At 62.3% G+C, this 20,218-nt stretch carries 14 protein-coding genes and 1 pseudogene; 9 read left to right on the plus strand and 6 right to left on the minus strand.

The window, feature by feature from the left end:
- Nucleotides 1-163: 163 nt before the first annotated feature.
- Entirely contained in the window at nucleotides 164-1,096 is a 933-nt protein-coding gene (locus tag EN859_RS32830; RefSeq protein WP_189502389.1) for a CPBP family intramembrane glutamic endopeptidase, read from the minus strand.
- Between the two features lie 450 nt (nucleotides 1,097-1,546).
- Between EN859_RS32830 and EN859_RS32835 the strand changes: the two genes are divergently transcribed.
- The gene (locus tag EN859_RS32835; protein WP_127856751.1) at nucleotides 1,547-2,509 is read left to right on the plus strand and encodes an alpha/beta hydrolase; all 963 of its coding nucleotides are present in this window, start codon (nucleotides 1,547-1,549) and stop codon (nucleotides 2,507-2,509) included.
- A gap of 98 nt (nucleotides 2,510-2,607) precedes the next feature.
- Here EN859_RS32835 and EN859_RS32840 read toward each other — a convergent pair whose 3' ends face one another.
- A complete protein-coding gene (locus EN859_RS32840) occupies nucleotides 2,608-3,240 on the minus strand; it encodes a pyridoxamine 5'-phosphate oxidase family protein (RefSeq protein WP_127856750.1) in 633 nt (210 codons plus the stop codon).
- A gap of 205 nt (nucleotides 3,241-3,445) precedes the next feature.
- Here EN859_RS32840 and EN859_RS32845 point away from each other — a divergent pair, with 205 nt between their 5' ends.
- The 4 genes from EN859_RS32845 (at nucleotide 3,446) to EN859_RS38415 (ending at nucleotide 7,516) form a co-directional block, all read left to right on the plus strand.
- Complete coding sequence (locus EN859_RS32845; protein WP_127856763.1) at nucleotides 3,446-4,393, plus strand: phosphoribosylaminoimidazolesuccinocarboxamide synthase; 948 nt, start codon at nucleotides 3,446-3,448, stop codon at nucleotides 4,391-4,393.
- 569 nt (nucleotides 4,394-4,962) lie between these two features.
- Nucleotides 4,963-6,171 (plus strand): MFS transporter, encoded by a 1,209-nt coding sequence (locus EN859_RS32850; protein WP_127856749.1) that lies wholly within the window; start codon nucleotides 4,963-4,965, stop codon nucleotides 6,169-6,171.
- Nucleotides 6,172-6,691: 520 nt separating this feature from the next.
- Nucleotides 6,692-6,919 (plus strand): phage integrase N-terminal SAM-like domain-containing protein, encoded by a 228-nt coding sequence (locus tag EN859_RS32855; protein WP_245525829.1) that lies wholly within the window; start codon nucleotides 6,692-6,694, stop codon nucleotides 6,917-6,919.
- Nucleotides 6,920-7,516: a hypothetical protein gene (locus EN859_RS38415; RefSeq protein WP_189502392.1), complete on the plus strand. Its 597-nt coding sequence runs from the start codon at nucleotides 6,920-6,922 to the stop codon at nucleotides 7,514-7,516.
- Nucleotides 7,517-7,548: 32 nt separating this feature from the next.
- On the opposite strand, the gene EN859_RS32865 is transcribed toward EN859_RS38415, so the two are convergent.
- From EN859_RS32865 to EN859_RS32875, 3 genes are all read right to left on the minus strand, one after another.
- On the minus strand, nucleotides 7,549-10,752 hold the full coding sequence (locus tag EN859_RS32865; RefSeq protein ID WP_127856748.1) for a multidrug efflux RND transporter permease subunit: 3,204 nt from the start codon (nucleotides 10,750-10,752) through the stop codon (nucleotides 7,549-7,551).
- The gene (locus EN859_RS32870; protein ID WP_189502394.1) at nucleotides 10,749-11,855 is read right to left on the minus strand and encodes an efflux RND transporter periplasmic adaptor subunit; all 1,107 of its coding nucleotides are present in this window, start codon (nucleotides 11,853-11,855) and stop codon (nucleotides 10,749-10,751) included. Before EN859_RS32870 ends, EN859_RS32865 begins: the two co-directional genes overlap by 4 nt.
- 604 nt (nucleotides 11,856-12,459) lie before the next feature.
- Nucleotides 12,460-12,642, minus strand: a complete 183-nt coding sequence (locus EN859_RS32875; protein WP_127856746.1) for a helix-turn-helix domain-containing protein — start codon at nucleotides 12,640-12,642, stop codon at nucleotides 12,460-12,462.
- Between EN859_RS32875 and EN859_RS32880 the strand changes: the two are divergent.
- A pseudogene (locus tag EN859_RS32880) lies at nucleotides 12,619-13,344 on the plus strand (SDR family NAD(P)-dependent oxidoreductase). The gene EN859_RS32875 and the pseudogene EN859_RS32880 sit on opposite strands and share 24 nt — an antisense overlap.
- A gap of 566 nt (nucleotides 13,345-13,910) precedes the next feature.
- Nucleotides 13,911-14,717 carry a class I SAM-dependent methyltransferase gene (locus EN859_RS32885; RefSeq protein WP_127856745.1) on the plus strand — a complete coding sequence of 269 codons (807 nt, stop codon included), beginning with the start codon at nucleotides 13,911-13,913 and terminating at the stop codon, nucleotides 14,715-14,717.
- A 470-nt stretch (nucleotides 14,718-15,187) separates the two neighbouring features.
- On the opposite strand, the gene EN859_RS32890 is transcribed toward EN859_RS32885, so the two are convergent.
- The gene (locus EN859_RS32890) at nucleotides 15,188-16,249 is read right to left on the minus strand and encodes a medium chain dehydrogenase/reductase family protein (RefSeq protein WP_127856744.1); all 1,062 of its coding nucleotides are present in this window, start codon (nucleotides 16,247-16,249) and stop codon (nucleotides 15,188-15,190) included.
- 502 nt (nucleotides 16,250-16,751) lie between these two features.
- On the opposite strand from EN859_RS32890, the gene EN859_RS32895 reads away from it, so the two are divergent.
- Both EN859_RS32895 and EN859_RS32900 read left to right on the plus strand, forming a co-directional pair.
- Nucleotides 16,752-17,210, plus strand: coding sequence for a (2Fe-2S)-binding protein (locus tag EN859_RS32895; protein ID WP_127856743.1), 459 nt, complete (start codon nucleotides 16,752-16,754; stop codon nucleotides 17,208-17,210).
- Between the two features lie 3 nt (nucleotides 17,211-17,213).
- Nucleotides 17,214-19,415 (plus strand): xanthine dehydrogenase family protein molybdopterin-binding subunit, encoded by a 2,202-nt coding sequence (locus EN859_RS32900; protein WP_127856742.1) that lies wholly within the window; start codon nucleotides 17,214-17,216, stop codon nucleotides 19,413-19,415.
- Nucleotides 19,416-20,218: the final 803 nt, after the last annotated feature.

Here is a 20,218-nt window from a genome sequence, read left to right on the forward strand (position 1 = left end):
TGGAGGTCGAGGTTGCGCCAACTCCTGACATTTGCGTTGGTGCAGCGAAGGTCGCAATCCGGCCACCCAACGCGGTCCTTCGAAGGCGCGAGCCTAAACCCCTTACACACGCGACGGGCTGGTCATGAGTGTCGGTCCGCTGTTGTCCACAACGCGTGCGGCTTTACCTTCGACTCTTTGCCGAAGCGGTGGATTCACCAGAGGTGTAACCAGACGCAGAAATGACAGCGGTGCGACGAGCAATCCAAATCCATGCCGCTACAACCGAAAGCCCGAGGATCGGCAGAATTCCGCTTTCGCCGGCTACATATTCGAGCGTCTCCGGCGACGACGAAGCAGCTGTGATTCCTGTCAGGGTATCCCAAGCAATATTGTAGACCGCATGAGCAATCGCGCATGGCCACACGCTGCCGCTTGTGAATCTCAAGTAGCCGAACAGAACGCCAGCAAGCGTGAGTGTCACCAGAAACAGCGGCACGACAATGAATTTGCTACCACTGGAATGGTACCACGGGGTGGCGAGCATTATCGGCAGATGCCACACACCCTGCAGGAAGCCGACCACAAGCATGGCCCTGAGGACGCCGAGCGTCTTGAGGCGAGGTAGCATATATCCGCGCCAGCCGATTTCCTCGCCCATCGCGAAGAACGTACTGAACGCCAGACCGAGCAACGCCACAAGGAAGAATTTCAGTAGCCCGTTGGTGACTGGAGCGTGTATCTCGGCAAGGCCGCTGACCCAAGTCACAGCATATGTGCCGCCGAGCACCAGTGTGGGAACCATGATCGCGAAGGGCCAACCGTTTAGGCCAGCCTTGTGCAGATCGAGCGAAGTCCAAGCAGCCCGGTACCGTCCATCATCGGTGACCAGAAGCATCATGACGAGTACGGCGGCGGCGGGAGTTAGCATTAGAACGTGTAGGGTCGAAGCCCCCCAAGTCGATGTGGTGGCCGCAATTGTTCCGGCGAGCGACAAGGCGATCACATAGAAGAGAGCCGCTTTGGCGGTATCGCTAAAATTCGCTACCACAATCCGCCCCCGTGCCAATTCGCTGCGAATGCAGGAGACCACGGTCGATGGATCAATGAGCGCCATGGTGTCTACGCCACGTAAGCGGCGAGGCCACGCATGGCCGAGCCGCTTCTGCGCAAGTCGATCTCTGCGGACTTTATCGCAGCCATCCGCCTTCAAGAAGCGGAATTCGCGTTGCTTGTTTTGTCGCTGACCAGGTCCCCTCATCGGACAACGACATGCATAAAAGCAATAACCTAAAGCGCGTCGCATGAATCCGTTCAGTCGACGCGCTTTAGCTAAGGCACCGGTCTTGAAAACCGGCGCGGGCGCAAGTTCACCGTGGGTTCAAATCCCACTCCTCCGCCATTCGGCGCCGATAGCGAGATGCTCTGCGAAAATAGCCGCCCACTACGGCCTTAACGGCATCCCGACACACCGCCGATGCCGTCGCTCAAGGGAATTGAGGTAAATCAACCTGCTTCCATGTGAGACAGGTCAATATTCGCCTGTCTTTTGTGGAGCTTTTTGCAAATGAATCGAATTGGCCGTTTCCTGCTGGCCATGTTCATCGCCATAGCGACCACGGCCGGTGTGGCTTTCCTGCTTTACAAGAACGAGCTTGGCCGCATGCGCGACGCCGCCAGCCGAGGCAGTCTGGTCGCCAGCCTCGACATCGGCACGATCGAATACGCCGACAGCGGTGCGGGCATTCCGCTTCTGTCGATCCACGGCGCCGGCGGCGGCTTCGACCAAGGCCTTGCCATTGCTGCCGATCTTCTGGGTGGGGGCTTTCGGATCATCGCGCCGTCGCGCTTCGGCTATCTGCGCACGCCCATTCCGCAGGACTCCTCTCCAGTCGCGCAGGCCGATGCGCACGCGGCGTTGCTTTCCAAACTGAACGTTCCCAAAGCGGTGGTCGTCGGCGTTTCGGCCGGCGCGCGTTCTGCGGTTGAGTTGACACTCCGGCACCCGGACAAGGTCGCCGCCCTCATTCTGATCGTTCCAGCGCTTTATTCGCCCACCAGTCCGGTCTCGATCGACGTGAGCCGCGGCAACAAGTTCGCATTCTGGGCAGTCAACGCCGGCGGCGATTTCGCCTGGTGGGCCACCGAGACTATCGCACCGTCAGTGCTCATTCGCTTCCTCGGCATTCGACCAGAGCTGGTAGCGGCTGCGCCTCAGGCGGAGCGGGACCGCGTCATGAGCTTCGTCAGGACCGTTGAACCGTTGTCGCTGCGCTTCCCCGGGATCAATATCGATAGCAGCCCCGAGTTACATGAGCTACCGTTGGACGAAATCACTGCTCCGACAATAATCATCTCTGCACGCGACGACCTGTTCAACACGCTGCCGGCAGCTGAGTTCGCAGCGGGTAGGATCCCTGGCGCCAAGCTAGTCGTCTACGACACGGGTGGACATCTTTTGGTTGGACAGGCGCAGCAGGTTCGCAAAGCAGTTCGCACGTTTCTGGCTAGCAAGGGCCTGATCCCGTGATCCGATGCCACCGAGACGGTGATACGATAGCGCGATGCGATGCCGATCTCCGAGAATGCAAGCAGGTGGCTTTGATGCACGTTCGGCAGCGACTAGGTTCATGGCGTTGGACGATCGCCGTGTCCTTCGGTCAGCCTTTCCATGCCGGCTGACGAGGATGGATGTCGTCCTTGAAGGCGTCGAAGCCCTTCCAGGCAGGTTCGATCGGATCGCAGCCCGGCTTGGGCGTGAAGGGCGACGGCTCGCTTGCTGCATCGTCGGGATGTAGCGCGGACAGTTGGGGAAGATGACGCGCGCCGCGACCGCACCGTCATCTGCGCGCCGACGGTCCTGCCTGTCAGCAGATCATCTCGGTCGATTCGGGCGGTGCCGTTAACGCGCAGTCGGCGCGGCGTGCCGTGCATGGCGATGAACAACAGGCCCACCTCCGGATTGACGGCGAGGTTGCCGAGGCTCCTGAACATGCCGTTGCCGTCATAATCCGGAAAGGTCAGCTCCGACGGCCCGGTAACGCGCACGAAGCCGGCGGGGCCGCCCTTGAATGAGCAGTCCGGCCGCCCCTCGGCGTCGACCGTGGCAAGAAAGAAGTAAATCGCGTGCTCGATGAATGCCTTGTCGTCGCCGCTGAAGGCGGTCCGCGCAATCTGTGCCAGGCGGTCAGCGATGCGCCGGCTCTCGAAGCGGTCCTGCAGCGAGCGATTGCCTTCGTGGTAGAAAGTGTCGCCGGTCATGGACGTTCTTCTTTCACACCTCTGGTCCGATCCTCCGGAAGTACTGAGGACCTCTATTGGTTTACACTATATCAAGGGCCGATCATTTATCGGCTTGTCGAACAGCATCGCACGGCTTGTGGTCCGATCAAGCTTGACCCGACCTTCCAGCCTTCTTAGCGTTCGCATCCGACCATCGTCTTCAAGGCCCGATGCTGTGAGCGAATTGCGCGTTCTTTCAGATGCTTTTATTCCGGAACTGCCAAACCGCTACAAAGGCAAGGTTCGTGAAAACTACGATCTCCAGGATGGCAATCGCATCATCATCGCCACCGACCGCCTGAGTGCCTTCGACGTCATCCTGACATCCATTCCGCACAAGGGCCAGGTTCTCACACAGACGGCACGCCACTGGTTCGAAGAAACCGCCGACCTCTGCCCGAACCATGTCGTCAGCTATCCGGACCCGAACGTGGTCATTGGCAAGCGGCTCGACATCCTGCCGGTCGAGATCGTCGTCCGCGGCTATCTCGCGGGAACCACCAGCACGTCGATCCTGACGAAATATCGCAATGGCGAACGTCACATGTACGGCATCACCTTGCCCGACGGACTGCGCGACAACGAGCGATTGCCGCAAGCCATCGTGACGCCGACGAGCAAGGCATTCGACGGCGGTCATGACGATCCGCTTTCGCCGCAGGCTATCCTTGAACAAGGACTGTTGACGAAGGGGCAGATGGAGACCGTCTTCGATTATGCTCTGGCATTGTTCGCGCGTGGCCAGGCGCGCGCTGCCGAACGTGGCCTGATCCTGGCTGACACCAAATACGAGTTCGGCACTGACAAGAACGGCACGATCATCCTCGCCGACGAGATCCATACGCCCGACAGCAGCCGCTTTTGGATCGCCGACAGCTATCAGAAGAGCTTCGAATCCGGCGACCGGCCGAAAAGCTTCGACAAGGATTTCGTTCGCGCCTGGGTCACCGCGCGCTGCGATCCCTATAAAGACCCGATTCCGGAAATACCGCTGGAACTTATCGAACAGACTTCCGCGGTCTACCAGGAAGCTTATGAGAAAATCACCGGGCATCGCTTCGTCCCGGATCTCTCCGGCGCTTCGGTGCTCGACCGAATCCGCACGAACCTGGCGCTCTATTTTTCCAAATAGGCCTGTCGAGCGAGAACCATCACAATGAGCCCTGGCCTTCGCGGCGATCTATCTCGGCTCACCTCTTCACGTAAGCCAACGGGTCTCACCCCACCACCATCCTGCCCCTCACCACCCATGGCGTCGCGCCTAGCGCGTGCCCCGGCGCGATCTCCGGCTCCGGCGGCTTCCTTCCCACCCCATGACGACGATCGCTCGGTCGCACAGCAGGGTCCGCATCGGATCAGGTCACGACAATGGTTGTGCGGAAATGAATGTCTGCTTTGCCAGATCGGGAAATCAGAACCGGCCCGTCCTGCTTCCGGCCCTAGGCTGCCGAGCAGCAACGCGCCTCATCTTGATCATTCCGCCGGCCCCTGGACGCATCGGTCCGTTGCCGCGTCGCTTTGATTATATCGCGGTTCGCTCCCGCAAGGCGCGAGAGCAGCAAATGGTGACAAGAAGCCGTGGATTTCTTCCCCACGGGCGGCCGCCAAGGACTGGCTGGCAAGCCGCCGGCGGCCTGTCACTGCTGCCGCGCGGCGCAGCGTGCTAGGAACCATTCAAAGCGTTATGATGAGGATTCCGCCTTGCCCGCCGTTCCTGCCCGCATCCTGCCGACGATCGTCATCTCGCAGTTCGCCGCGACATCGCTGTGGTTCGCCGGCAATGCGGTTATGCCCGACCTGCAGCGCAGCGCCGGCTTGCCGGGGTCCGCCGTCGGCGACATCACGATCGCCGTGCAGCTCGGCTTCATCGCCGGCACGCTGGTCTTCGCCTGGCTGGCGATCGCCGACCGCTACTCGCCGCGTATCATCTTCTTCCTTTCCACGCTCGCCGGCGCGGCGGCCAATGCCGCGACGCTGGCGAGCGGCGGCGAGTTCCTGCCCCTGCTCGCGGCGCGGTTCGCAACCGGCTTCTTTCTCGCCGGCATGTATCCCGTAGGCATGAAGATCGCTTCGGGCTGGTACGACCGCGACCTCGGGCTCGCGCTCGGCTGGCTGGTCGGGGCGCTGGTGCTCGGAACGGCACTTCCCCATCTCATCCGCGGCCTGGGCGGCGATCTGCCTTGGCAGGGCGTGATCCTGTCGGTCTCGGCGGTATCGATCGCCGGCGGTCTGGCGATGCTCTTTCTCGTGCCGGACGGGCCGCACCTCAGAGCCGGCGCGAAGTTTGACCCGGCCGCATTCGCGACGATCTTCCGCTCGGCCGAATTCCGGGCGTCGGCCTTCGGCTATTTCGGCCATATGTGGGAGCTCTACGCGTTCTATGCGTTCCTGCCGGTGCTGCTGGCGGCGCGCCTCGGCAGCGACGGCGCGACGGTTTCAGTGTGGAGCTTCGCGGCGATCGCCACCGGCTTTCTCGGCTGCATAGTCGGCGGCTATCTCTCGCGGAGGATCGGCAGCGCGCGCGTTGCCTATATGCAGCTGTCGGCGTCCGGCCTGTGCTGCCTCGTCTCGCCGCTGGCGTTCCTGGCGCCCTTGCCGATGTTCCTCGCCTTCCTGTTGTTCTGGGGCGTGGTCGTTGCCGGCGACTCGCCGCAATTCTCCACGCTCAACGCCCGTTTCGCCCCGCCGAGGCTCGTCGGCTCGGCGCTGACGATCGCCAATTGCATCGGCTTCTCGATCACGATTGTTTCGATCGCGCTGCTTGCCTGGCTGATCGAAACCGCCGGACCGCAGTATGTTTTCCTGATGCTGGTGCCCGGGCCGATGCTCGGGCTGGCGGCGTTGAGGCGGCTGGCGGCTGGCGGCGTAAGGAACGAACGCGGCGGTGCCGCCGCGGCCGGGGAAGAGTGACGACACCAATCTGTGGCTTCATGACTCACCAACCTACGGCTTCGTGATTTGATTTATATGGTGGATAAGTTCGGCGACAAAAGGCGTCGGACGCAGCCCGGTTCCCGATTGCCTTTCACGCCTGGCACAATTGATGCTCCGGATCGACCCGAACGAGTCGGCACGTATGGCAAGCGGACCTGAAGGCCTACAAAGAGGTCGGTACAGGAACGGCCACTTTAGCCATATGGCTCTCGATTGCGGACGACAGTCGGGTTACGGCCAAGGCTGTGCCTGTCTGGAAAGCGCCCGATCTCGGCCGTAGAGATCAGCTTCGCCGCGTCTTGAAAGCAGACATCGCAAGCGAGGACTCCGGAGGTCGCGGTTGCGCCAATGAACGAACCCGCTCGCGGGAGGGGCGCGGGGTTTGAGGCGTGAGCTTCGTTGGCAGCGTCGGTGAGGCTTTAATCGATCAGGGGTGACGGACGGCCATCGGCCTCCGAGCATGAAGTGTCAACCTTCTGCTTGAGAGGAGCATCCGATGACCGTCCCTTCGCATCCATCCGGCAACGCGCTTCGCGAGCGCATGATCGAAGACATGTCCCTGCGCGGCTTCACCGAGGATACGCGCCGAGACTATATCCGTTGCGTGAAGGCGTTTGCAGCCTTCATCGGCCGCTCGCCTGATACCGCGACGGCTGAGGATCTGCGGCGTTTCCAATTGCACCAGACCGAGAGCGGCATGCGGCCGCCGGGGATCAACAGCTAAATGACCGTTATGGGGGTTCAAGCGTATAGTCGTAACGGCAGCGACACCAGCCGTCGAGGTTGGGCCGACATTAGTTCGGACAATCGCCAACCTCGCCTTCGACAGGAAGGAAGAAACGTCGCGATGAGATCCTCGGTATTCTGGAAGACGCGAAATACTCGGACGCTTTCTCGACTGGCCAACAAGATCATTGGCCGGCAGGCAGTGCTCGAACTCCTCGAAAAACAATCCCTGGAACGACGCGTTCAGCCGGCGACGGTGTGGGTCAGGCCGGGCCTGAAAGGCCACGTCATATTTGCGGGTGCCTGGCTCTCCCATGAGGGCGAAGGCGGGCTTGCCCCTCTCCCGCTCGACGCCGAGCAATTCGGGGTAGCTTACGGTATAGCTTTTGGTCTTCAGCCATGCCGTCGTGTTGCCGCTGCGATATTTGCTGCCAACCAGATAGAAGATCGCATTGGCCTCGCCGCCCGGCATCGTCTCGCTGAACTGGATGCGGCTGTTGGGCTGGATCAGACCGCGCAGGGTCTCCGCCGCACCTCGACGTCGAGGTCGCGCAGATCGTGGCCGTTGCCGCGCCGCGCCGATTTTCTGGAGTGATAAGCCGCGCCCGACGCGGCGAATTCGTAACCCTACTCGGCGGCCGTCTCCGATGGCGCCAATACCGGCCCCGAAGGCTCGGCCTCGGCACGGGGCTTGCGCCGTGAAAACAGCGACCTGAGCGTGACGTAGAACACCGGCGTCAGGAACAGGCCGACGAAGGTGACGCCGAGCATGCCGGAGAACACCGCGGTGCCGAGCGACTGGCGCATTTCTGCGCCCGGGCCCGTTGCGATCATCAGCGGCACGACGCCGAGGATGAACGAGAAGGCGGTCATCAGGATGGGCCGCAGCCTGAGCCGGCAGGCTTCGACGGCAGCCTCGGCGGCCGACAGGCCGCGTTCCTGCGCCTGCCGCGCGAATTCGACGATCAGGATCGCGTTCTTGGCGGCAAGCCCGATCAGCACGATGAGGCCGATCTGCACGAGGATGTTGTTGTCCAGCCCTCGGAAAGACACGCCGAGCAACGCCGCGAGCACGCCGAGCGGCACCACCAGCACAATGGCGAACGGCAGCACCCAGCTTTCATATTGCGCCGCCAGCGCCAGGAACACGAACAGCACCGACAGTCCGAAGATATAGACAGCGGCATTGCCGGTGTTGCGCTCCTGATAGGCGAGCTCGGTCCATTCATAGGAGGTACCGGCCGGCAGCGTCTTTGCCGTGATCCCTTCCATGAATGCCAGCGCGTCGCCCGTGGAAACGCCGGGCGCCGCGTTGCCCTGCAGCGGCACCGAGACGTACATGTTGTAGCGCTGGACCAGCGCCGGGCCGGTGACGTCGCGGATCTCGATCAACGTGCCGAGCGGAACCAGCGCGCCGGTCGCCGAGCGCACCTTCAGTTTCAAGATGTCGGCGCGATCGAGGCGGAACGCCTGGTCGGCCTGCGCCCGCACCTGGTAGACGCGCCCGAAAGCGTTGAAGTCGTTGACGTAGGCGGTGCCCAAATTGATCGACAGCGTCTCGAAGATGTTGGGGATCGGCACGTTCAGGATGCGCGCCTTGTCGCGATCGATCGCCAGGAAGAACTGCGGGCTCGACGCGGAGAACGTGGTGAACACGCCCGTCAGCCCCGGCGTCTTGTTGGCCTTGCCGGCGATTTCGTAGGCAAGCGCCAGGATCTGCCGCATGTCGGCGCTGTTGCGCTCCTGGATCTGCAGCTTGAAGCCGCCGGCATTGCCGACGCCGCGGATCGGCGGCGGCGGCAGTGCGATAATGAAGGCTTCCTTGATGCTTTGCAGGCTGCCGAACAGATTGCCGATGACCTGGGTCGCCGACTGGCCGGCTTTCAGTCGCTCGTCAAACGGCTTGAACCTGGCGAAGATCACGCCCGCGTTGCTGGCGTTGGTGAAGGTCGCGCCGGAGAAGCCGGCGAAGGCGACTGCGTAGTCGACGCCTGGCGTTTTCTGGATGATCTGCGACGCCTGCTGGATGACCGCATCGGCCCTCGACAGCGAGGCGCCGTCCGGCAACTGGACGACGACGATCGCATAGCCCTGGTCGAGCGACGGAATGAAACCGCGCGGCACCGCCTGCACCATGTAGACCGTGGCGTAGATGAGGGCCGCGAAAACGGCCAGCATGGCGGCGATCGTTATCCACGAGCCGACCAGCACGCGGATGATGCTCGAATACCAATGGGCGACCCTGTCGAAGCCGCGATTGAAGCCGTCGGCGAGCGCCCGTCCGAACCGCGCCAGGAAAAAGCGCGGCGGCGCCGTCGCGGCGTGGTGCGGCTTGAACAGCAGTGCGGCCAGCGCCGGCGAAAGCGTCAGCGAATTGAATGCCGAGATCGCCGTCGACACCGCGATGGTGATCGCAAACTGCAGGTAGAACTGCCCAGAAATGCCGGGGATGAAGGCTGTCGGCACGAACACGGCTATCAGCACCAGCGAGATCGCGATGACCGCCGTTCCGACTTCGTCCATGGTCAGGTGCGACGCCGGATTGGGCGCCAGCCCTTTGGCGATATTGCGCTCGACGTTCTCGACCACGACGATCGCATCGTCGACGACGATGCCGATCGCCAGAACGAGGCCGAACAGCGTCAGCATGTTGAGCGAGAAGCCGGCGGCGTAGAGTACTGCCAGCGTGCCGATCAGCGACACGGGGATCGCCACGATCGGCACGATCGCCATGCGCCACGATTGCAGGAAGACGATGATTACGATGATGACCAGCAGCATCGCCTCGAGGATCGTCTTGTAGACCTCCTGGATCGACTCGGCGACGAACTCGGTCGGATTGTAGACGATGTCGTAGCTCAACCCCTTCGGGAAGTCGCGGGAAAGCTCCTTCATCTTGTCCTGGATCTCCGCGGCTGCGGCGAGCGCATTGGTGCCCGGCCGCTGGAAGATGGCGAGCGCCACCGCCGGTTTGCCGTTGAGATAGGAGTTGGTGACGTAATCCTTGGCGCCGAGCTCGATGCGCGCCACGTCCTGCAGCGAGATCAGGCGGCCGTCGTCGGTCGATTTGACGATCACGTATCGGAAGTCGCGTGCGTCGTTGAAGCGGCCTTGCGTGGTGACCGTGTACTGGAACGCCGTGCCGGTGCTGGTCGGCGGCGCGCCGATCGAGCCGCCCGACACCTGGACGTTCTGGTCGCGCAGCGCCTGCACCACATCGCCCGAGGTCATCCCCAGGGCGGACAGTTTTTCCGGATCGAGCCAGATGCGCAGCGAATATTCGCGTTCGCCGAAGACGATGAGGTCGCCGACGCCGTCGAGTCTGAGCAGTATGTCGCGCACACGCGAGCGGGCGTAGTTCGAGACGTAGAGCTGGTCGTAGGTATTGTCGGGCGACAGCATGTGCACGACCATCATCAGGTCGGGCGAGCTCTTGGTGGTGGTGATGCCGAGGCGGCGGACTTCTTCGGGCAGGCGCGGCTCGGCGACCGACACGCGGTTCTGCACCAGCACCTGCGCCTGGTCGAGATCGGTGCCCAGCTTGAAGGTGATGGTCAGCGCCATCGCCCCGTCGCCCGACGAATAGGACGACATGTAGAGCATGCCCTCGACGCCGTTGATCTCCTGCTCGATCGGCGTTGCCACCGTCGCTGCGACCGTCTCGGCGTCGGCTCCCGGATACTGCGCGCGAACCACGATGGTCGGCGGCGCGATCTCGGGATATTGCGCGACCGGCAGCTGGGTATAAGCAATCCCGCCAAGGATCAGCAGGACGATCGAAACGACCGATGCGAAGATCGGACGGTCGACGAAGAAATGTGCGAACCTCATTGCTGCAACTCGGCGGTCTCGGCCTTGGGCGGCAACGTCACCATCTCGACCTTCACCTTGGTGCCGGGCCTGGCGTGCATCAGCCCGTTGACGATGATCGTCTCGTCGCCGGTCAGGCCCTGGCGGATCACCCGGTAGCCGTCGAGGAGCGGGCCGGTGCGCACGGGCTTCGCCGACACCATCCCGGCCTCATCCACCAGGAACACGATGCGGCGATCCTGATCGGCGCCGATCGCCTCGTCGGGCACCAGCACGCCGCTATGCGGCAGCGACCCCGGCACGTTGATGCGCCCGAACATGCCTGGCTGGAGAATGCCGTCGGCGTTGGTAAACCTTGCACGCACCCGCATGGTGCCGGTCGCGTTGTCGATCCGGTTCTCGGCAAAATCTAGCTTGCCTTTGAATACCGCCTCCGCGCGGTCGGCGACGCGAACCACCACCTCGAGCCCGCCGGCGCCTTCCTGCATGCTGCCGCCGCGCTCCTTCGCGTCGCGGGCGTAGCTGAAATACAGGCGCTCATCGACGTCGAAATAGAAGTCGATCGGATCGCGCGTAACGATCGTCGTCAGCAAGGTGGAATCCGGCTGCACGAGGTTGCCGACCGACACCAGCCGGCGGTCGATGCGGCCGGACAAGGGCGCCTTGATCTCGGTGAATTCCATGTTCAGGCTGGCCGTCGTCAGCGCAGCCGTCGCGCCCTGCATCTGCGCCTGCGCCGAAAGGTATTCCCGCCGGCGGTCGTCGACCGTCGCGGTTGAGATATTGCCGGTCTTGGCGAGTTCGTCGGCGCGATCCAGCTGCATCTTGGAGAATTCGAGCAGACTCTTGGCGACGTCCACTTGCGATTTGGCGGCATCATAAGCCGCCTGGTACGGACGATGGTCGATGGTGAAGAGCAGGTCGCCCTTGTTGACCAGTGCGCCGTCCTGGAAGCTGACCTTGTCCAGATAGCCGCTGACACGCGAACGGATGGCGACCTGGTCGACGGCTTCGAAGCGCCCGACGAACTCGTCGTCTTCGACGATTTCACGGACCACCGGCTTGGCCGCCGTCACCACGGGTAGCTGCTGGTCCTGCGCAAACGCAGTGCTGCTGAAAGCCATGCCGAGCAGGAATGCCGCCGACACGGCGGCGCGGGCAAGCCAGCCGGCCGATCGACGGGGTCGCCCGCCCGCGTCGCGATGCAATTGCCCATTCTCTGGGGTGTCCATTTGCGTCCTCGCTCGCTGGACCCGGAGGTCGGTTGATCCGCTTCTACGCTCAGGCTTGTCGTCGAGATCAGAGCACTGCAGTGTTGTGCATGGCAACATGATCATTTTCCATGTGGGCTGAAATGTCCACCCTGTGGCTGCCCCGCCACCGGGCTAAAGCCAGTCGCGATTTGAAGGATTCAGGATTCCTTTGATGGACGGCTTTTCCGACCAGCGAAGCGTGGAATGAAGGACATCGTCTCGGCGCGACCGTCCGGTTGGTCAAACGGGAGGATGCTGCCGGGGACTTTGTCTCACATCACCCGTATGGGTGAACCGGGCTACGCTTTTGCTGATAGTGTGCGCTATGGCGCGCTGTCTCTCTGAGGCACAACGTGCTACTGGATCTTACCTTCCCGACGTGTGGACTGTCCGCTTCGGTCAACGTTTGTTCGAAAACGGACTGACCGCTCTCGGCCGACAAACTGGCACCACTATAAACACCTATTTCGCAGCTTCATGCACCGCGGGCGTACTGCGCTGGCGGCGCCCCCATGCGCCGCGAGAACGCCGAGCTGAAGGCGCTCGTCGAGCCATATCCGATCTTCGCCGCAATCTCTGCGATGCTGTGCTGCCGCGATCTAAGCATGTGCTTGGCTAGCGTCATCCTCCAGCTTTGCAGGTATTCCATCGGCGCCATGCCGCGCGCCACTTCATCGACCGGGGCTGGTCGGTCGTCGCCACGATGCGCAGCCCGCGCGAGGACCTCTTGCCCGCCTCCGATCGGCTGCACATCCTGCAACTCGACGTGACCGAGCGCGATGCGATCGGCCGCGGGGTCGAGGCGGCAGGTCCGATCGACGCCCTCGTAAACAATGCGGGCATCGGCTGGATGGGTCCGCTGGAGGGCACGCCGGAAGAGACGATCCGCGAAGTCTTCGAGACCAACACTTTCGGCACGATCGAGATGACCCGCGCCGTGCTGCCGCAGTTCCGGGAGCGCGGAGCGGGGACGATCGTCAATGTTTCCTCCAGCACGACGCTGAAGGCGCTGCCGCTGCTACCGATCTACACGGCTAGCAAGGCTGCGGTGAATGCCTTTACCGAATGCCTCGCGCTGGAGCTCGAGCCCTTCGGCATCCGCACGCGGCTGGTCCTGCCCGGCCAGGCCCCCGGGACCCGTTTCGGGGCCAACGCACGCGGCAAGATGGCAGAGGCGGGGGGCATTCCCGAAGCCTATAACCCCATTGCCAAGCAGGTCTTTGCCGCCCACGCGGCGGCGGCGGACGCGAAGGTCACCGAGCCGGAGGACGTCGTTGCAGCCATTTGACGGGCAGTGACCGAGCCGGACTGCCCCTTGCGCCAGACCGCAGGCGCCGATGCGATGGCTCTTGCCGCATGACAGCAGGAATGCTGGGGCTCCAACCCTTCTGGCCAGACGGAGGGTCAGCAACACATTGCTGGAGCCGCAGGTCTCCCGCTTCGCCTGCAGAACCTGTCGGAATGGTGGGGTCTGCCCAGATGTCGGCAAAGGGCTCAATCGAGCCGTTTGTCGTGTCCGACACCAATGACAGCAAGGGTCGTAAGGGAACGGCCGCTTGTTGGTAACTTCGTTCCGATAGCGGATGGGCCCCTTTCGGCCCGAGGCTGTCTGTGAGCAATGCGCCCCATATCGGTCGTCGAGCAGACCTCAGCCGCATCCCAAAAGGGACCCTCGCAGGAGCTGGAGTAGGCCTCCAATGCGCCCATACCCACCGTTCGACCTACGCGGATGCACTAGTCAAACCGACCAAGCGGTACTCGGAGCACCCCGACGGGAAGACCAGTGTGATTTCAGGGGTTCCCCCTGTGTCATGCTTTCTTGAGAAGCGCTAACAGGTTCCGCTGGATTGCCCGCTGTGACGGCGATACGCGCGACCCGAATGGCCGTGTTAAGGTCCATTCTTGATCGAGGGAGGATGGCAAGCCATGGAAACCGCAGAGCTACGATATAATTGGGCTGATTCCAACGTCTACGAGACTTTCATAGGGCGCTGGAGCGAACATCTGGCAAGCCCATTTCTCACCCATGCCAATGTCGCTCCGGGCGGTCGCGTGCTCGATGTAGCATGTGGGACAGGTGTGTTGTCGAAAGCACTGGCCGAGGTTGGGGCGCATGTGATCGGTGTTGATGCATCGGAGGGATACCTGGAAGGAGCCCGCAGTCGTCGATCCCACCCCAACATCGCATATGAACACGGCGATGTTCGGCACATGCGGTTCGACAATAGCTTTTTCGATGCGGCCGTTTCCACGCTGGCCCTGGACGTTATCCCGGAAATTGAACAGGTAGTTGCCGAGATGAAGCGCGTGACCCGTCCAGGCGGCGTGGTCGCGTCTGCCGTTACTCAGTTCTTTGGCGGCATGCCCGCCTTCGACCTCGTCATTAACACCGGCGCGGTGCTTGAGACCGACTTCGCTAGGCTGAGAGCCATGCGGGCGGGGCGCCAGCTCTTCTGGCCTAATGGTCAGATGGCGTTGTGGCGGAAGATCGGCCTCGTCGACGTGACGGAGGTTCCCGTTGTCATGGATTGCGAGTATGCGTCCTTCGCGGATTATTGGGCTACGTTCACCGATGGCCCAGGCAGCACCACAAGCACATTGATGGCGCTTTCGGACGACGCCCGCGGTTCGATAGAGCAGCATGTTCGTGCCGGGTATCTAGTTGGCTTGCCCGATGGACCCCGGTTATTTCCCATGATGTTCCGTGTGGTGCGTGGCTTGGTCCCAGCCTGATCCTGGAGAGCATGCAGTGGGGCCTGCGAGGGTCCGGTGTGGGCCATTCTGAGACCCTAATCCCCGCGGGTTGATCGTCAGCTTTCGTTCCTCGGAAGCCAAAAGCTGCTAGGCCGCTAACGGCCCCATAGTGTTGAAAAAGTCCGACGGGTTGTGAAGCAGGCGCCGGCGACAGAACCCCATTTCTTGGCGAGGCCTTTTTCCGGAATCACGATTCGCAATCAGACTCCTCGCGAAACGAAATTCTACCCGAGCGTCCCATGGGCTTGGTCGCGGACTTTTTCAACACTATCGGCCCTAGGCTGCCGATCAGCAATGCGCCGCATGTCTGCCGCTGGGTCAGCTTCGCCTCTTCCTGAAGCAAACATCGTCTGCGACTATACCGGACGTCGTGATTGCGCCGCGAAGCAGTCGTTGAAACGATCAGGGCCGACGCCGGAGGCGGCCCTTCACGTTTCAAAGGCTCTGCTCTAGCTCGGCAATCCTTGTCGGGAGGCCAGCGAATTGCAGATCAGCACGAGCTTGCCTTTGACGCCTCCCTGACCGAGCAGCTCTTGGGCACGACGAGCCTCGGTCAATGGCATCCGCTCGGCCACCATCGGCTTGATCTTCCCGTCGCGAAGCAGCTCGAGTAAGGCGCCGAGATCTTCGCGGAACCAAGCGAGCTTCCACCGTTTCAAATATTGTATGCTGTAGGGGAGTATGCGTCGTCGGCCTGGTGAAACGAAAGCGCGGACCGCGTACCACGCAGGTCGCAATATCCCGCGAAGACGATAACGCAAGCCCCCTGCCAGTTGGCCCTTCTGCAGAAATGAAGTGAAGCCATAGGCTATGACGCGGCCACCAGGCCTCAGAGTCCGAAACGAACGCCAGACATTGGCTTCGCCGACCCCGTCGAAGACGACATCCACGCCGTCGTTTGTCAGGCGATGGATCTCTTTGACGAAGTCGTCCCGCTCGTAGTCGATCGGCGTGGCTCCGAGATCGGATACGATCTGATGAGCTGCAAGAGATGCAGTCCCATACATCTCCAGACCTGCCAGGCGGCCAAGTTGCAGCAGAGCCGTGCCCACTCCGCCGGCCGCGCCATGAATAAGGACCCGTTGTCTCGGTGAGGCATGCCCAAGGCGATGCATCATCTGATAGGCCGTAACGTAGTTCAGCACGAGGCTAACTGCCTCGGCGGGATCAACACCAGTTGGAACCGGAGTGAGTTCATCTTCCGGCAGGCAGATGAACTGGGCGTAGCCACCATGAATGGGCAGCGCCGCAACCATTTCACCAACCATCGCATGGGACGCTCCCTCTCCGACCTCGTCCACGATGCCTACAATGTCCCATCCTGGCGTGAATGGCAGGGTCGTCTTTTCCGGATGAATCCCCTCCCGCATCAATAGCTCTGCGAAGGAGACACCGGCGGCGATTGTTCGCACCCGCAGCTCACCTGATGCCGGATGGGGCGCGTCTTCCTCCACGATCTCCAGAACTTCAGGTCCGCCATGGTGGCGAACAACGACGCGCAGAGACTTCATGGCAGGCTCGGTCCAGATCGGACTCCTCCACTGAGGCAAACTCAGACGAAAAGGTAGCGCGCGCTGGTATGAAGCGACTTGCTCCAGATCAAACCCACCAGAAATCGGTCGCCATCCACGAATAGCTGCTTATTTGCGCAGAATGACATTGGGACGCAGCCTCGACAGTGGCTGGAATGGGGCCACATCAGCTGCCATTGGGCGTGAGCGGAAACAAATGACCGTTTGGGCTCACGACCCCGACCCGGCAGGTTGAACGTCTGATATCTTCGTTGCGAAGCCGGAAAGCTGCCATGCCGCTTCCGGGCCCAAAAATGACATTCAGCTGCCTCCAGCCTTTCGACACGACCCACTTCACGATCTCGCGATTTGCCAGCTAGCGGCTTGTTGCTCAAGCTGCGCGATCCTAGTCTGTGGTCGCCACGCCTCAGCAAGAAGAGTCCGATTCCCAGCCGGGCGGAGGCGCAACGCAATAGCCAGCTCAGCACAAGGAGAGCAAGCCATGGTCGCTTTTACCCTCAATGGCGAGGCGCGAACACTCGACGTCGATCCAGAGATGCCGCTGCTCTGGGCGATCCGTGACGGCATCGGACTCACCGGAACGAAATTCGGTTGCGGCCTTGCCCAGTGCGGCGCTTGCACGGTTCACGTTAACGGCATGCCGACGCGCTCGTGCCAGACCGCAGTCGGCGACATCGAAGGTGCCTCGATCACCACCATTGAGGGCGTGTCGGGCAAGGTCGGCGAAACGGTCCAGGCCGTGTGGGCCGAGTTCGACGTGCCGCAATGCGGCTATTGCCAGTCTGGCCAGATCATGTCGGCCGTGGCCCTCCTGACAGAGACGCCGAAGCCGACGGACGATGATATTGATTCGGCGATGAGCGGCAATCTTTGCCGCTGCGCCACCTATCATCGCATCCGCGCGGCCATCCACGAGACCGCCAACCGGCTGGAGGCTTGAGCCATGTTGCAGTTTCTCCCGAAGCATAGTGCCGTGCGGCCCACGCGCCGCCAGTTCCTCCTCGGCACGGCCGTCACCACCGCGGGCCTCGCCGTGGGCTACCGGCTGATGATGGCCGCGCCCGCCAACGCACAAACGACGCCTGCAACGGCCCAGGCGAACCCCTTCCAGACCTATGTCGAGATCACGCCGGAGAACCGGATCGTCATCCGCTCCTCGCAGTTCGAGATGGGACAGGGCTCCTATTTCGGCATCGCCACCCTGGTCATGGAAGAGCTCGATGGCGACTGGACGCAGGTCGACGTGGTCGGCGGATATGGCAATACCGCGCTCTACGGCAATCTCGCCTGGGGCGGGGCCGCGCAGGGAACCGGTGGCTCCACCTCGATGGCCTCGTCGTGGGAGCGCTACCGTAAGGCGGGTGCTGCCGCACGGGCCATGCTGGTGGCGGCCGCAGCGCAGCGGTGGAACGTGCCAGCCGGCGAGATCACAGTCGCTTCCGGGGTCGTGTCGCACGCCTCAGGGGTGCAGGCGCGCTTCGGTGACTTTGCTGAAGCCGCAGCGGGAATGCCGGTTCCCGACGACGTGCCGCTAAAGCCGCGCGACAAGTGGGCCCAGATCGGATCGGACAGCCTCAAGCGCTACGATTCCGCCGGCAAGACCAATGGCGCGCAGACCTACACGATCGACCTCAAGATGGATGGGCTCAATACGGCCGTTATGATCCATCCGCCGAAGTTCGGCGCCGAGATCGAGAGCTTCGACGCCTCCAAGGCCAAGGCACTCGACGGCATCGTCGATGTCGTCCAGACGCCGCGCGGCATTGCCGTGGTCGGCAGGGACATGTGGACGGCGCTCAAGGGCCGCGATCTCGTGAAGGTGACCTGGAACGAAGAGAAGGCCGAAAGGCGCGGCACGGCCGAGATCATGGCCGAATACAACAAGACAGCAGACGATCCGGGCGCGGCCACCGCGCGCGACGACGGTAACACTCCCGCAGCGTTGGCCGGTGCTGAGAAAGTCATCGAAGGGCACTACGAATTCCCCTATCTTGTCCATGCTTCGATCGAGCCACTCAACGCGGCCGCCCGCATCAACGAAGACGGCACCATCGACGTCTGGGGCGGACACCAGATGCCCGACCTTTATCAGGCGGCTGCCGCTCAGGTAGGCGGCACCACGCCGGACAAGGTGAGGCTGCACGTGATGAAGACCGGCGGCAGCTTCGGCCGCCGCGCGGTCTCGGACGCAGATCTCATTATCGAAGCTGTTTCCACGGCGCGTGCACTCGGACCCGGCAAGCCGGTGAAGGTGCAGTGGACCCGCGAGAACGACATGCGGGGTGGGCGGTACCGGCCGGCCTATGTGCACGCAGTCAAGGCGGGGCTCGACAAGGAAGGCAATGTCGTCGCTCTCCATGACCACATCGTGGGCCAATCGATCGTGGGCGGTTCGCCCTTTGCGGCGATGATCGAGAACGGCATCGATCCGACCTCCGTGGAGGGTGCCACCAACCTGCCTTATGCGATCCCGAACCTGAGGGTCGAGCTGACCACCACGGACGTGAACATCCCAGTGCTGTGGTGGCGTTCGGTAGGCTCCACCCACACCGCTTACGTAATGGAAACCCTGATCGATGAGCTCGCCGCCGCTGCGAACCGTGATCCGGTCGACTTCCGCTTGTCGATGCTCGGTCACCATCCACGGCATGCCGGCGTGCTGAAATTGGCTGCTGAGAAGGCAGGCTGGGGCAAGCCTCTGCCGGAAGGCCGTTTCCGCGGCGTGGCCCTGCATGAAAGCTTCTCGACCTATGTCGCCGAGGTGGTAGAGATCACCTACAACGATGGAAATGATTTCAAAGTCGACCGTGTCGTCTGCGCGGTGGATTGCGGCACCGCGATAAATCCTGACCAGATCCGCGCTCAGATGGAGGGCGGTATCGGCTTCGGGCTAGGCGCGATCCTCCAGGAGGAGCTGACCCTGACGGGCGGTGTCGTAGACCAAGAGAACTACGACACCTATACACCGCTCAGGATCGAGCAGATGCCGCGCGTCGAGGTGCACATTGTGCCGTCCGACGAGCCGCCCACGGGCGTTGGCGAGCCGGGCGTGCCGCCGATCGGCCCGGCCGTCGCCAACGCGCTGCGGGCGGCGACGGGCAAGACGATCCGCAAGCTGCCGATCACAAAGAACTTGTCAGCATAGCCGGGAACGACACCATGAAAACGGCCGCGATGAAGATCGCGGTCGTCGGTCGTTTTGAACGCCTCCTGACAGGCGATCACCTCCATTCGATCAATTTCCGGCGGCTGCCCGGTCCAATATCCCGGTTTGGAGACGGTAACCCGTGTTCTGAACGACCGCAGACGGTCGTTGGTGCTGGTTGCACTGAAGAACCGCTTTCGAGACGCAAATGCGGCACGCAAATGTCTCGAAAGGGTCACGCCAGAGACTTTTGTACCACCTAGTTGTATGTCTGCCATCGCTTTCTGGGCGCGAGAAGCCGCCTGTCCGCTTCCGGCCCATCGCTGCCATAGAGATCAGCTTTGCCGCTTGCTGAAACCGGACATTGTATGCGCGCCACAAACTGGCTGGGACCGTGGATGGGCGGCGAGCGCTGCTCGGATGCTCGGGGACGCCAGGGTCAAAATGTCCGAGAGAAGCTTCCAGAAGGCCGGCATAGCGTAAGCCAGTGACAGGGTCGCGCCTGGATCTCACCCCAAGAGACGTTATGACCGTGGTCTGAGCGGCGGCCCGTCCTTAGTCTTTGCAGCTGTAAGCAAACGGGGGTTGCTCGGGAATGCCGAGCCGAGCCCCAGCAAAGGAAGGACGGGCCATGGCAGAAGATAAGGATTTTTACGTCGGTGTCGACGTTTCGAAGGCCAAGCACGCGATTGCGATTGCGGAGGGTGGCCGGGAGGGGGAGGTCCGCTATTTCGGCGAGATCGAGGCGACACCGGCGGCGGTGGAACGCTTCGTGCGTAAGCTGGAGCGCAAATATCCGCGCC

This window comes from Mesorhizobium sp. M00.F.Ca.ET.216.01.1.1 (assembly GCF_004010325.2).
Classification (GTDB): domain Bacteria; phylum Pseudomonadota; class Alphaproteobacteria; order Rhizobiales; family Rhizobiaceae; genus Mesorhizobium.